This window comes from Paenibacillus donghaensis, from assembly GCF_002192415.1.
Classification (GTDB): Bacteria; Bacillota; Bacilli; order Paenibacillales; family Paenibacillaceae; genus Paenibacillus_AQ; species Paenibacillus_AQ donghaensis.
Genome location: NZ_CP021780.1, coordinates 1,440,880 through 1,453,745, shown reverse-complemented (window position 1 = coordinate 1,453,745; position 12,866 = coordinate 1,440,880). Strand labels below are relative to the sequence as shown.

The following is a 12,866-nucleotide window of genomic DNA, read 5'->3' as shown; positions in this document are numbered from 1 at the left end:
TTCTGTGCTGCGTATTAAGCATCATTCTGGATGTTAAGGATTCTAATCTGTGCGAGCGTAGGGAACTCGCGGAACTCTTTGAATACAAGCTTCAGATGTGTGGATGAGGTCTGCGGAACACGGATGATTTTTTTGTAGCCGATCACGGTCCCTTCTGCAAGCTTCTGCCACCCGCCGGGGTCGGCCGACCATATTTCAAAGGCCTCCACCCGTTGTCCCAGCAGAATATGCTCCTGCAGAATAATCGTGTTCCATTCTATCTGTTCCGAGAAAGCCAGCTCGACCCATGGCTCCAGGTCCTCCTGCACCGGCTTCCAGCAGGCCTCGGAATGCTCACCGGCAAGCCATTTGACAGCATAGGCATTATATTCAGAGCTGGATACGGTAAATGCGGCTTGCTGAGCCAGATTCGCCTCGCCCAGAGCGGCAATCCGCTTGCCAAGCCTCCGCAGGACCTCCCGGTCTGGTTCAGCAATGATTCCGTCCTTATCCGGCGGAATGTTGAGCAGAAAGGTCGTATTGCCTCCCACCGCATTCAGATAGATCTCGAACAGTTCACGGTCGCTTCTCACCTGACTGTCCTCTTCTTCATGGTAGAACCAGCCCGGCCGGATCGACGTATTCACCTCAGCAGGGTACCAGACCCACTCCCCGTCATAGCCCGCGATGGCGCTGCGGCTACCCAGATCCTCGTCCATGGAATTGAACGAACGGGAGAACTCCCCGTCGTCCGCGTGCTGCGATTTCTCGGCGATTTTCTCGGCGTCCTGGACGATTCGCGGCACCACACTCCATTCTTCCTTCCTCGTATGGCCTGCTTCATTGCCGACCCAGCGGATATCCGGGCCGCAGACACTGATCACACATTGCGGCTGAAGACGGCGGACCGTCTCATAATACCGGTCCCAATCATAATATTGCTTCTTGCCGCTGGGTCCTTCCCCATTGGCGCCATCGAGCCAGACGCAGCCGATCTCGCCGTAATTCGTGAGCAGCTCAGTCAGCTGCTGCACATAGAAATCATCGTAGGCCTTGCCTTCTCCATAGGAAGATTCCGTGCGGTCCCACGGCGACAGATACACGCCGAATTTCAGACCCTGCTCCCGGCACGCCTCGGCAACCTCTTTCACCAGATCACCACTACCGTTTCTCCACGGCGTATTCGCCACGGTATGCTCCGTATAGCGGCTCGGCCAGAGGCAGAATCCGTCATGATGCTTGCAGGTCAGGATCACAGCCTTCATCCCTGCTTCCTGCAGCAGCTTCACCCATTCTGCAGCATCCAGCTGCCGGGGATTGAACAGCGACAGCTCCTCATGTCCAAGCCCCCACTCCCGTCCGGTCATCGTTGTTATGCCAAAGTGGATGAACCCGTAGAACTCCAGTTTTTGCCAGCCATATTGTCTACGTGACGGCCTGATGTTGGCGATATCCTTCATATTCATCTGCTGCGGTAATCCTTTCTGGTCATTTCTATTGGTATTTGCGGTTATAGTCATAGAGTAAGCCCAGCAGCCCTATAAGACCAACGAACATCAGTCCCAAAGAGCCATAGCCGACCTCACGGTGTCCAAACACAACCAGGCCCACACAGCTCAACATCATGATGATCCGCAATCCGACTCTCATCTGCGTCATCCTCCCGTTTCTTTAGTGGATTGGCTTCCACTGAATCTCGCTTGCGCCAAGCTCTACGACAGATGAATTTCCGTCTCCGTCATACACTACCGTACGCTGCGGAGAATTCGTGTTGTTGACTACTGCATACACTCCCTGCTGCGGATAGGCATGAACCTCACAGTTCAGATTGGCTGCATACCAGCGTTCCAGCTTCTGCTCCCGGCCTGCGGCATAATACAGGCTTCTCATCAGGAGCCGCGTGTTCTCCGGCGAATACGGCAATCCAGCGATATAAACCGCACGGCCTGCTCCTGCCTGATTGGCGGACAGATGGATCTCGCCTTCTGAATACTCCAGTATATCTACCTCGCCGTGCAGCGCGTAGACACTTCTCATACTCTCCCCGAAGGCATAGCCGCTCTGATCGGCAGTAATGAAGTGCTGCTCTGTTACGGTGTGGAAGTACTTATCCGTGGATACGCTGAAGCCCAGCTCCTTATCCACTCCGAAGCAATCGGCCAGCTGAAAATATCTCCCCTGATGCGGCACCGCAGCCGGTTCGCCTACCCCGATCAATCCGCCGCCGCCATACACCCATTCCCGCAGCAGCTCTACCAGCTTGGCGTTCTTCCACACCTCTCCGCCGGAGAACGCAGTATGGGCATCCCCAGCATTGATGATGACATCCAGGGAAGGATCAATTCCGTTCGCCAGCACATCGTCAAAAGAGATAAATTGCACGTCAACATTCATACCGCTGAGCGATTCGAGTATTCCGTAATAAGAATAGGCCTGCTTGGAATACAAGCTGTGCGCCACCGTAAACGCCTGCCAGGTCCGCAGCGCTCCCCAGCAGTTCAGCACGGCCACCTTCAGGCCGGAATAAGGCTTGCTTGATTGAATATGCTCATGAATCTCCCTGAACTCATCCGTAATTTTCTCCACATAATCAATGAACCTCGGGAACTTGTAAGCAAGACTCAGGTAGCCGCCATAGCCCATGCGGTCAATCGGTTTGCGCAGAATGGCCCGCCGTGCCGACAGCCAGTTGCCGTTGGCTTCGATCACAGGATCATTGCCTTCATGGAAGACATCCGGGAAAAAGTAAGGCAGAAAACGCCCCTCCGTATATTTCACATGCGGGATATCCGAGATCATGCGCAGGGTGGTGCCGTCGCCCACACTGCCAACCACCGCGTCCAGCCCAATGCTCTCGAAGTAAGGGCCGTAAGGCTCGGTGCCAATCCATTGGTCGCCCAGGAACATGATCGCTTCCTTCCGGTGTGCATGCACCAGGTCCACCAGTTTCTTCGTCTCCGCTGATACAAACCGGGAAACGAAATCAACATATTCCAGATAGCGGATGGTAGGAATCCGGAATGAAGAGTTGTAATAGCCTTGGTCTACGAAATCCTCTGCAGTCAAGGCGTAGCCCTTCTCCTGGCGGAAATCCTCCAGCATCGCTACCGAGACGCTTGCCCCGTAGCCAAACCAGTCCACAAATTTCTCTTTGCCCAGCTGGTTGAAGACAAGGCTGAACTGATAGAACAGCGTGGTGAACCGGACGACATCCACCTCAGGGTTCTGCTCCAGCCACTGCTTCATAGTCTTGTATATAAAAGCATTCGAATGCGGCTGCTTCACATCAAACGGTATTTCATGCGGCTTGTCGCCCCAATCGTTGGTGATGTGGTTATACATTTGCACCGGGTCCCACTGGATATAGGCGAGGAAGGATACGGTATATTCATGCCAGGGCACCGTCCCCCGGATCATCACCTTATGCTCATCTTCAGCAATATCCCAATCGGATGCCGGCACAAGGTCTCCGCTGGTCCGGTCGGTTACCTGCCAGTAGTGCTTCGGATCATGGATGTAATCCGGCTCCAGCTGGTCGCGGTAGTAAGGTTTCAGGAACTCAATTTCGAGCGTTTCCTGTCTTGCCAGGCAGAAGTCGGACAGCAGAAAGATCTGCGGGCATTCCTCCATATGCTGCTCGATGAATTCGTTGTGGCCTCTTGAAGGGAAATAAGCGGTATAGATTCTGGCATCCAGCGATTTCACCGCCTCATCCAGCTTCGTCCCGTCACTGTCGCGGATCGCATCCGCACCCCAGCGCTCCATCATTTCCTTGGTTTCTGCTACGAACCCTTCTTCACTTGGCAGGGTTACTCTTCCTTTATGCAATGCCATGTTGATCCTCCTCTATTCTCTTGTGCCGCCTGCCGTCATCCCTTCCACCAGTCTACGCTGCACCAGAATGTAGAGAATCAGGGCGGGAACCATGACAATGACCAGTCCGGCATACAGACGCCCATAGTTGGCAGCAGCTTTCTGGGCGGTCATCAGGTTCAGCAGCCCGACGGGCAGCGTCTTATGGGGTCCGGGCAGCAGGGTCAGGGCAATAATATAATCGTTCCAGAAGGCCAGGAAGTTGAACAGAATCACCGTTACAATACTGGGTCTGGCCATTGGGATCATAATCCTGACCATGGTTGTGAAATGGGAGCAGCCGTCAATAGCGGCCGCCTCCTCAAAGACCTCCGGGATCGTCTGGAAATAACCGGACAGCAAATAGATCGTAAACGGAATCGTCGTCGCCGCATACACTAATGCCAGCACAGCCAGATTGTCGATGAACAGCCCATTCGGAAACCAATTGCCGAGCAGTTTGTCTCCGTCCAGCAGCATCAGGAAGATGGGAACGACGATATAATTGACATTGATGAACAGGCCGCCCATAAACAGCAGGTTCAGAATCTTCCGTCCTTTGAATTTATAACGTGCCAGCACATAGGCCGCCGGCACAGCAACCGCAAGCAGAATCACCAGCGCAAGCAGTGTCGCGAACAGCGAGTTCAGCAGGTACGACCCCATGCTGGCTTCCGTGAAGGCCTCGATGTAGTTCTGTATGAACACCCCGGCGGGTATCGACCACGGGTTCCCGTAGAACTCCGATTTCTCCTTGACCGATGCCAGCAGAACCCACAGCATCGGCACCACAATGGAGAGGGCAAGCAGGCTAAGAATTACATAGATGAACACTTTGTATAATTTATTCGATATCATAGGGTCTCCGGTTGCTCCTCTCTAATATTGCAGTGTCTCCCGTTTCGTAATTCTGCTGACGGCCAGGGACAGACCGAAGGAGAACAGGAATACAATAGAACCGATCGCCATCCCGTAGCCATAGGAGGAGTTCGTATAGGCCTGTTTGTACATATAGTTCAAGAACACTTCGGTGGAGCCGTCAGGTCCGCCGCCGGTCATCGCTTTGATGAGCGTGAAGCTTAAGTTAATCGAGCTGATAATGAAGAAAGTCAGCGTATTCCGCAGGTTCTGCCAGATCAGCGGCAGGGTAATGGAGAAGAACTGCCGCACCTTGCCGGTTCCTTCCAGCGCCGAGGCTTCATAGAAGCTCTCGGGGATGCTGGACATGCTGGCCATATACATCACCATATAATAGCCGACCGATTGCCAGATCATAGCGGCGGCTACACTATAGATTACGATCCGCTGGTCGCCCAGCCACATATTCTGCAGGAAATCCAGCCGCAGCATACCCAGGAATCCGTTCAGCAGCCCGTCCTTGGCATCATAAATGGCCGAGAAGATCGCCGCGATAATAACGACGGACAAGATGTTAGGGATATAGAAGACCACCCGGTACAGATCCTTGCCCTTCACCTGCTCACGGGACATGATCGCGGCGAACAGCAGCGCCAGCGACATGGTAATGATCGTAACCACCACAAGCAGCAGCACGGTATTCTGGAATGACTTGATAAACACCATATCCTCGAAGAGGATTCTGAAATTGTCGAAGCCTACGAATTCCTTGCTTGCAGAGAAGCCGCTCCATTTATACACAGACATCCGAAATACATTGATTGTCGGGATAATCATAAAGATAGCAAACAGGATAAATGCCGGAGCGACACATAAGAATATAAATTTGCTTCTGCCCTTCTTCTGATTCACCTTCCCACCTGCTTCCTGCCGGGTCCAATTACTCTTTGGCGGCTCTCATTTTCTCGCTGGCCTGGTTCAGGTCTTTCTGCCAATCTTCAGCCGTTTTTTGCTTGGAGATAATACTGTTTGCCGTATCAAATAATACCGCTTTAATATTCACGCCCTCTACTGGTTTGGTGCTGACGAATCCGCCAACAAGCGCTTTCACCTGCGGAGCGTCATAGACACTGTAGAAGGATTGATTCTCGCCGGTCAACTGCTCGGCGATTCCCTTAATCGGCTGAACCGCGTTCGACTTGGCGAAGATAGCTGCGGCCTTGTCGGAATAGAGGAACGCGACAAACTCCTTGGCGAGCTCTTTATTCTTGCTCTCTGAAGGCACCCATACCGATTCCATGGAAGTAACAATGTATCTGTCGTCGCCTTCGTTCAGCGTCGGAATCGGCATCAGGCCCCAGGCGAAACCTTCTGCCTTAGGCGCATCGCCCATCTCTCCGGCGATCCAGGTGCCATTAGGCATAAACAGCGTTGTATTGTCCAGAATGCTCTGCTGATTCTTGGTGAAATCCTGTTCATTGGCATAAGCAACTGTGGTATCCGAGGAATAGCTCAGCAGCTTCGTCGTAATCTCCAGTACCTGTGTGGCTTCTGCGCTCTGCCAGATGTCCTGCTCATAATTCATCACTTTATCGTAGAACTCCTGACCGCCGACATCAGCCAGAAGAGCGAAGAAGAAGGAGTCCAGGTAACCCGCTGTAGGATAGGTGAACAGGGCGATTCCTTCCTGCTTGGCCGTCTCTCCGAGCGCAAACATCTCATCCCAGGTAGTCGGCACCTCCCAGCCCTTTTGCTCAAACAGTCCCTTGTTGTAGACAAGTCCTGTCGGGGAATAGAACATCGGCATCAGATAGGTGCTCTCATTGCCATACGGGTTGGTACCCAATGTGCCGATCAATCCATCCACCAGCTTGTCCTGAACCGTCACCTCTTCGCCCGGCACCTTCGCCGCCAGCACTCCGGTAAGATCCTCAAGCCCTTTATCCTTAATCAGTGTTTCGGTAAGTCCTGAGCTGCGGCCCTGTCCAAGCACCACAACATCCGGATATTTCCCTGCCTTCATATTGGGGGTAATTTCATCTTCAATGCTTTTGCTGATGGTCAGTTCGACCTTTACATCCTGCTGCTTCTCGAATTCGGCAATTACTTCGCTGTATATCTCCTTGCCGTAACCGCCTTCAAGAGCAGCCATTTTCAAAACAGGTTTTCCGTCTTCAGTGGTTGAGGATGCTCCATTAGAGCCACAAGCGGATACTGTAAGCATCATAGCGGTTAAAACAGCTGCGCCAATCCTTTTATTCAACATTTGAACGCCTCCCATGTTTTATATATTTCAATTATAAAGACCATAATTGCTTATATATATGAGTTTATTGCTATGTTTTTTATAGATATTGCTATTCATTTAAATATTAATAACAATCCGTGTTATCATTTGATTAGTGACATATTAGAGTGATACATTTTTAGCGTATACAATATTTAACAGGAAAGGATTCTTACTATGAACGGCACCCAACCCTTATCTGAGATTGACCTGGCAACGGGTTTGAACATCGAACTGATCTATATCAACAAATCGGACACAGACAGCAACAACTGGATTGGGCTGAAGCATACACATCATTTCGCCGAGCTGTTCTATGTAACCAGCGGAACCGGTGAGTTCCTGGTCAAGGATGAGAAGCTGCCGCTTCAGAAGAATGATGTCATTATTGTGAATCCGAACATTGAGCATACGGAGATATCCGACTTCCATGATCCACTGGAATATTTTGTTATTGGCATTAACGGGATTTCGTTTGTATCAGAGGATGAGCTCTTGGCCTATGTCACAATCAAAGACCCGGATCGCAGCATTCTGCTGTATTTGTACAAAGCATTCGAGGAGTATTCAGCCAAGCAAGAGGCATATACGGAGTTATGCAAATATCTGATCCGCATCATTCTGATCCTGATCGTGCGCAAGAAGCATATTGCCATTAATCTGGCGATGTCAGAGAAGGTTCAGAAGGAAGCGGCATTGGTCAAAAATTTCATCGATGTGCATTTCAAAAGCAATATTACGCTGGAATCACTCGCCGAAGAAGCACATATCAACAAATATTACCTCTCTCATATTTTCAAAAAAACCTATGGCGTGTCGCCGGTCAAATATCTGACTCACGTCCGGGTGGAAACAGCGAAATTTCTGCTCGAATCCACCAATTACTCGATTCTGGAAATCTCCGAGATCATCGGCTTCAAATCACAGTCGTATTTCTCGCAGACCTTCAAACGGGAATGCAATCGCTCCCCGCTCGACTACCGCAAGGAGAACCGCCTGCATACCCGTAATCCGCTGATTGAAGGGGATAGCAGGGGATAATTATGTTACGGAAAAGCAAAAAAAACGGCATTTCTGCCGTTTTTTCAAATGCTAGCTTATAGGTTCAACTCTTATCCACAGCTCGCAGTGACAATGCGCACCTTCTCCGTAATACAACTCCAGCTCATAGCCATCGATTTTGCGGTAGGACGCGGTAGGCAGCCATTCGCTGTAGAGACGTTTGTTCAACTCCTGAATGACCGAGCTGGTCTCTTCCTGGGTGTGCTCCTTAGTCTGAAACACTGCCCAAGTAGCTGCAGGAACATCCAGCAAGGTATACCCGTCAGACTGACACTCCTGGTTAACGAAGTTGAACAGCATATACCGGCAAGTGTTGTCCGGGTCACTCTTGGAGTTCCATGAGATACCGTGGACCGGACTGCGGACATGCTCTTTCTCCGGGTCCGCATGTGCGGAACGCGACAGCGCCTCCAGTCGTCCATCCCGCATACACTCCAGCCAGAACTGCGGGATCGCCGCGAACTGTTCTTCTTGCTCCACCGTAAACTTACGGTCAATTCCATACACGCTGAACAAGCTTTTGTTAATGATACGATAATCCATAGCCACTGCTCCCCTAATCGAAATTTGAAAGGAGAGACGAGGATAAGCCTTCAGACTGACCCCTTCCCCGCGCGCTGAGGTTGGAGTAACACCATGGAGCACATGAAAAGCCCGCGCGAACGCTTCAGGCGAATCATAGCCATATTTCAAGGCGATATCGATAATCTTAGTTTGGCTGTGTTGAATATCGAAAGCCGCCAGCGTCAGTCTGCGCCGCCGGATATATTCCGCCAGCGGGATATCCATCAGAATCGAGAACATTTTCTGAAAATAATATACCGAGCATAAGGCTAACTGTGCTGCTTCCCTGTTGTCGATCACACTGTCCAGTCGGCTCTCTATATAGTCTAGCGCACGGTTCATCCGTTGAAACCAGTCCATGCCCCGCCCTCCTTCCATCCTTATCTTAGGCTGTGCGATCTATGGCTGCCGTGCAATTCTTGCCTGCTCCTGCTAGGGCCGAGGGCGGCGGCGGTCAATACAGCCACAATACAAGTAGAAACGGCTTCACCGCCCTCTGAAAAGCGTATGCTTCCGAAGTAGCGATACTACGTATCGCTTTCAGGTATCCGTTTCTGCGAGAAATAAAAGGATCATGGATAGCGTGAAACATATAAATTTATATATTCAACAAAGAACCGGCACCCCTGCCGTTCCCTCCACGGTCAATTTGTCATGTAACCGTCAACTGGAATAGAGCGAGCAATAAGTCCGGTCCCAGCGTCCAGCGAGCAGATCCTCCTTGCGCACAAAAAACTGCAGCGTACCTGCATCCCACCAGCAAAAGCCCACATCATCGTCAGAATCAATCTCCAGCAGCAGCAATGTATCCTGAACCTCTTGCTTGGCCCGCTCCTCATCACCACCCAGATGGGCAGTAATCTGCTGCAGCGCTTCTGCCGGACGGTAGTTATAATTCTGGCCCGTCAGCAGCATCAGAGCAGCTTCAACTTCACAATCCCCATGCTGGGTTGCCGGATACCCGAACATAACGGCGATTGCTTCATCTGCTCCTCCGCGCATGGCTTCCCTCAGCTCCTCATAATCTTCGAAGTCATGCTGATCGTCCTCCACAGCTTCATAATCGACATAACCGTAATTGGGTGCCTCCAGGGTAGCCAGGGGTTCAATCTCATATCCACTGAACTTCTCCTCCAAGGCCGTAACTTCAGGCGGGATACAGCGATGGGCTTCCGGCAACTTGGACTCAGGCAGGAACAATACATGGTGCTCAATATTATAAGCCGGTTCATCCACTCCCACGAAAAAGTAAAGCATCCCGCCACCCTGCAATCCTGCAGACTCATCCATCTCAGACAGCTGCTTCAGATTAAGCTGGGCCAAAAATGTCATAGGAATGCCATCGGAAGTGATTGGCCATACCGTAGCTGGCAGAAGGTCCGGATCTCCCCCAATTCTCGAGCTGCAAGGAGTGCTGTAATCGGATGGGCCCTTTTTGGTCCAGCAAATACCCTGTCGTGTATGTTCCAGTACATACTGTGCGGCAAAGCTGAAATCATGCTCCTCGATCAGACGCTCCAGCTTGTTACGATTGTTTTCGTGCAGTGGCATAAGGCTCTGTCCTCCTTGATATTCGGATAATAATGGGTTTGTACGTTACCTTATAAGATATAGGAATCAAGTATTATTATACGCAATCAGGTATAGGTAGTCGAACCTGCCCACTACTCCATCACACAAAAAACCGGCATATCCACATCTTCATGTGAATCTGCCGATTGCTATGAGGGTATTCCAGCAAGCTGGCGAGTTAGTTATAAGACTGCCCTAATGCATAAGCCTGGTCCAGCAGACCTGCTATGTATTCTTCCGATGGGGAAAGCGTATCGTAGAGGAATTCCACCTGGGACTCCTTCACTCCCGCATAGCCGGCAATGGCAACATTGAGATAATGGGTAATCATCGGCTTATAGCCGTATTTGATCAGATGCTCCTCATCTCCGCCGGCGAGGCAGATCCAGAGCACTTTTTTGGACATCGACTCTTTCAGCAGACCCATGTTCCAGACCTTGTCCAGATACCCTTTTAACAGGGAAGGCACGCTGTACCACCATAATGGAAACACAAAAACCAGCGCGTCCGCAGCCACAATCCGATCCATTTCCTTGCGTATTTCGGGGGCATAAACTTTATCGGGGTTGGTCCAGTCCCGCTCATCTTCAACGCTGTATAAGGGGTTAAATCCGTCATGATCCAGATCCAGAATATCCACTTCGTGGTTGTTCTGCTGGAGGGCTTCCACGAAACGATTTTTGACGGCATGGGTCAGGGAAACTTCTCTGGGGTGTGTGACTACGAGCAAAACCTTCATTTACAAACAACCTTCTTTCTTCTCTATGTTATAGTGGAGAGGATTACAGGTCCTATTGTATGGGATGCTGCCGGAGCTGTGAAGTACGCACTTTGAGGTGCTGTGGTTCCTTAAATAACCTAACGGAGGACAAACCTTATGATGGATACGCCCAAAAAATATAAACTCGGACTCGAAGCGGCCCTGGATGTAATCCGCGGCAAATGGAAAGGCATCATCCTCTTCCATCTCTCTACGGGCAGAAAACGGACCCATGAGCTGCGTACACTGATTCCCGAGATTACCCAGAAAGTACTGACCCAGCAGCTGCGGGAGCTTGAACATGATCAGATTATCCACCGCATTCTTCACATCCAGAACCCCCCGAAGGTGGAGTACGAGGTCACGGCATATGGCTGGAAGCTGGCTGACCTGCTGATTAGTCTCTGCAACTGGGGTGAGCAGCATCTGGATAACCTCCATGGCGACAAAAGCAAGCTGCTGGAGGATTATCTGCTGCTTAGCGGCGGGCAGGAAATGCAGGTCCCGGGGAACGCGGAGTAAGGGCGGGGCTGGGGCGCTAGGCGGACCCGTGAGTAGTGCGGCTGGGCAAGCGAAGCGCCGCGGCGGGACACAGAAGCGGGAGGAGCGGCTGGGCGCAGGCACGGCCGCGGCGGCGAGGCGTAGGCACGCAAGTTGCGGACCGTATAGCCCTTATCCGGCCAAATCGGGGCACTTTTTGCTTCTTACGGACTCAGGAGCCTCTATTTGCTCCAAATGCCCTTGCAGATGCATCATTTGGGAACAATAGAGGCTATACAGTCCGCAAGAACTGCAGCAGCGACCAAAATAAGCAATTAGCGGCTATACAGTCCGCAGCGGACGGGATTTCGAACTATTTTCGCTGCAGCCACCCACTATTGTGCCTGACGAAGCGTGACTGAATAACGAAGCTGTGGATTTTTGCGAACGGGATTGTTGAACTCACACTTTCAAGCTATAATTACTTTAATGGTCATAAAGAATATGCCGCTTGATACAATTTCGTCCTTGACGTGTAAACGTCGGAAGGAATTGTGTTGGAGCGGCTTTTCTGTGTTCCAATAGTAACAAGGGGGGATTAGATAATGTCGAGATTTGAGCAGCAGTATTCGGAGTGGCTGGCAAACAACCTGGAGCGGGAGAACAACCACAGGCGACAAGAGTTACTTAGCAAGGGTCTGGGTCACGGTACGGTGGAGTTTCTGCGGTCAGTATGGTTTCCGGCTGTAGGTAATCTGGAGCATTTGTACCCGGAATGGGAGGTCCGCGATTTCAATAACGGATATCGTTACCTTGACCTGGCCTACCGGCCCGGAGGCGCCAAGGGAGGCATTGAAATTCAGGGGTATGGGCCTCATGCAAGGGATCTAGATGTAAGGCGGTTTAAGGATTTATGCCGGCGGCACTGCCTGCTTGCACTGGACGGTTGGTCTTTCCTGCCGATTGCTTACCCCTCCATTGTAGAGGAACCGCAGCAATGCCAGCAGCTGGTGCTCGCTTTCGTCGGCAAATTCACTGCAACCGATGTTCCTGCCTCCTTAACTTGGCTTGAAGCGGAAGCCTTGCGTTACGCCCGCCGTCTGCTGCGTCCCTTCACTCCGATGGAGCTGAGAGAACATTTGAAAGTAACCATTAAGCATGCCCGCAGAATCCTGCATCAGCTCGTAGATCGGCAGCTTCTGGATATTGTCAGCGGTACACAACGCAGCCGAACATATCAGCTGCGAGTATAAAGGGTTACGGTCTGAATAATATGAAAAGGTGTGCCGCGGCGGGCCGGGATACGGTGCATAGATCAGCCGTGCGGGCAGTGGCACGCAAGTTGCGGACCGAGGAGCCTCTATTTTGCCAAATCACTGCTATTTTTGCTTCTTACGGACTGAGGAGCCTCTATTTGCTCCAAATGCCCTTGCAGATGCATCATTTGGGAGC

At 51.4% G+C, this 12,866-nt stretch carries 12 protein-coding genes; 3 read left to right on the top strand and 9 right to left on the bottom strand.

The window, feature by feature from the left end; translation table 11 throughout:
- Positions 1–14: 14 nt before the first annotated feature.
- The 6 genes from B9T62_RS06075 to B9T62_RS06055 are packed head-to-tail and all read right to left on the bottom strand — an operon-like array spanning position 15 to position 6,955.
- Positions 15–1,445, bottom strand: coding sequence for an alpha-L-fucosidase (locus B9T62_RS06075; RefSeq protein ID WP_087914449.1), 1,431 nt, complete (start codon positions 1,443–1,445; stop codon positions 15–17).
- Positions 1,446–1,473: 28 nt separating this feature from the next.
- Positions 1,474–1,629, bottom strand: a complete 156-nt coding sequence (locus B9T62_RS39890; RefSeq protein WP_169834294.1) for a DUF6903 family protein — start codon at positions 1,627–1,629, stop codon at positions 1,474–1,476.
- 21 nt (positions 1,630–1,650) lie between these two features.
- A complete protein-coding gene (gene gnpA, locus B9T62_RS06070; protein ID WP_087914448.1) occupies positions 1,651–3,813 on the bottom strand; it encodes a 1,3-beta-galactosyl-N-acetylhexosamine phosphorylase in 2,163 nt (720 codons plus the stop codon).
- A gap of 12 nt (positions 3,814–3,825) precedes the next feature.
- Positions 3,826–4,689 (bottom strand): carbohydrate ABC transporter permease, encoded by an 864-nt coding sequence (locus B9T62_RS06065; protein ID WP_087914447.1) that lies wholly within the window; start codon positions 4,687–4,689, stop codon positions 3,826–3,828.
- 21 nt (positions 4,690–4,710) lie between these two features.
- A complete protein-coding gene (locus B9T62_RS06060; RefSeq protein ID WP_087914446.1) occupies positions 4,711–5,601 on the bottom strand; it encodes a carbohydrate ABC transporter permease in 891 nt (296 codons plus the stop codon).
- 28 nt (positions 5,602–5,629) lie between these two features.
- The gene (locus B9T62_RS06055; RefSeq protein WP_087914445.1) at positions 5,630–6,955 is read right to left on the bottom strand and encodes a carbohydrate ABC transporter substrate-binding protein; all 1,326 of its coding nucleotides are present in this window, start codon (positions 6,953–6,955) and stop codon (positions 5,630–5,632) included.
- Between the two features lie 198 nt (positions 6,956–7,153).
- Between B9T62_RS06055 and B9T62_RS06050 the strand changes: the two genes are divergently transcribed.
- A complete protein-coding gene (locus tag B9T62_RS06050; RefSeq protein ID WP_087914444.1) occupies positions 7,154–8,017 on the top strand; it encodes an AraC family transcriptional regulator in 864 nt (287 codons plus the stop codon).
- Positions 8,018–8,068: 51 nt separating this feature from the next.
- On the opposite strand, the gene B9T62_RS06045 is transcribed toward B9T62_RS06050, so the two are convergent.
- The 3 genes from B9T62_RS06045 to B9T62_RS06035 form a co-directional block, all read right to left on the bottom strand.
- Positions 8,069–8,962, bottom strand: coding sequence for an AraC family transcriptional regulator (locus tag B9T62_RS06045; protein ID WP_087914443.1), 894 nt, complete (start codon positions 8,960–8,962; stop codon positions 8,069–8,071).
- Between the two features lie 303 nt (positions 8,963–9,265).
- Complete coding sequence (locus tag B9T62_RS06040; protein ID WP_087914442.1) at positions 9,266–10,153, bottom strand: DUF1963 domain-containing protein; 888 nt, start codon at positions 10,151–10,153, stop codon at positions 9,266–9,268.
- 199 nt (positions 10,154–10,352) lie between these two features.
- Positions 10,353–10,913 (bottom strand): NAD(P)H oxidoreductase, encoded by a 561-nt coding sequence (locus B9T62_RS06035; RefSeq protein WP_087914441.1) that lies wholly within the window; start codon positions 10,911–10,913, stop codon positions 10,353–10,355.
- A 138-nt stretch (positions 10,914–11,051) separates the two neighbouring features.
- Here B9T62_RS06035 and B9T62_RS06030 point away from each other — a divergent pair, with 138 nt between their 5' ends.
- Both B9T62_RS06030 and B9T62_RS06025 read left to right on the top strand, forming a co-directional pair.
- Positions 11,052–11,456, top strand: a complete 405-nt coding sequence (locus tag B9T62_RS06030; RefSeq protein WP_087914440.1) for a winged helix-turn-helix transcriptional regulator — start codon at positions 11,052–11,054, stop codon at positions 11,454–11,456.
- Positions 11,457–12,019: 563 nt separating this feature from the next.
- Complete coding sequence (locus B9T62_RS06025; RefSeq protein WP_087914439.1) at positions 12,020–12,667, top strand: transcriptional regulator; 648 nt, start codon at positions 12,020–12,022, stop codon at positions 12,665–12,667.
- The last annotated feature ends 199 nt before the right edge of the window (positions 12,668–12,866 follow it).

Excerpts from the sequence above, each read along its gene's own strand:
- B9T62_RS06050 (WP_087914444.1), top strand. The coding sequence starts at position 7,154 with ATGAACGGCACCCAACCCTTATCTGAGATTGACCTGGCAACGGGTTTG.
- B9T62_RS06055 (WP_087914445.1), bottom strand. The coding sequence starts at position 6,955 with ATGTTGAATAAAAGGATTGGCGCAGCTGTTTTAACCGCTATGATGCTT.
- B9T62_RS06065 (WP_087914447.1), bottom strand. The coding sequence starts at position 4,689 with ATGATATCGAATAAATTATACAAAGTGTTCATCTATGTAATTCTTAGC.
- gnpA (WP_087914448.1), bottom strand. The coding sequence starts at position 3,813 with ATGGCATTGCATAAAGGAAGAGTAACCCTGCCAAGTGAAGAAGGGTTC.
- B9T62_RS06045 (WP_087914443.1), bottom strand. The coding sequence starts at position 8,962 with ATGGACTGGTTTCAACGGATGAACCGTGCGCTAGACTATATAGAGAGC.
- B9T62_RS06035 (WP_087914441.1), bottom strand. The coding sequence starts at position 10,913 with ATGAAGGTTTTGCTCGTAGTCACACACCCCAGAGAAGTTTCCCTGACC.
- B9T62_RS06040 (WP_087914442.1), bottom strand. The coding sequence starts at position 10,153 with ATGCCACTGCACGAAAACAATCGTAACAAGCTGGAGCGTCTGATCGAG.
- B9T62_RS06075 (WP_087914449.1), bottom strand. The coding sequence starts at position 1,445 with ATGAATATGAAGGATATCGCCAACATCAGGCCGTCACGTAGACAATAT.
- B9T62_RS06025 (WP_087914439.1), top strand. The coding sequence starts at position 12,020 with ATGTCGAGATTTGAGCAGCAGTATTCGGAGTGGCTGGCAAACAACCTG.
- B9T62_RS39890 (WP_169834294.1), bottom strand. The coding sequence starts at position 1,629 with ATGAGAGTCGGATTGCGGATCATCATGATGTTGAGCTGTGTGGGCCTG.
- B9T62_RS06030 (WP_087914440.1), top strand. The coding sequence starts at position 11,052 with ATGATGGATACGCCCAAAAAATATAAACTCGGACTCGAAGCGGCCCTG.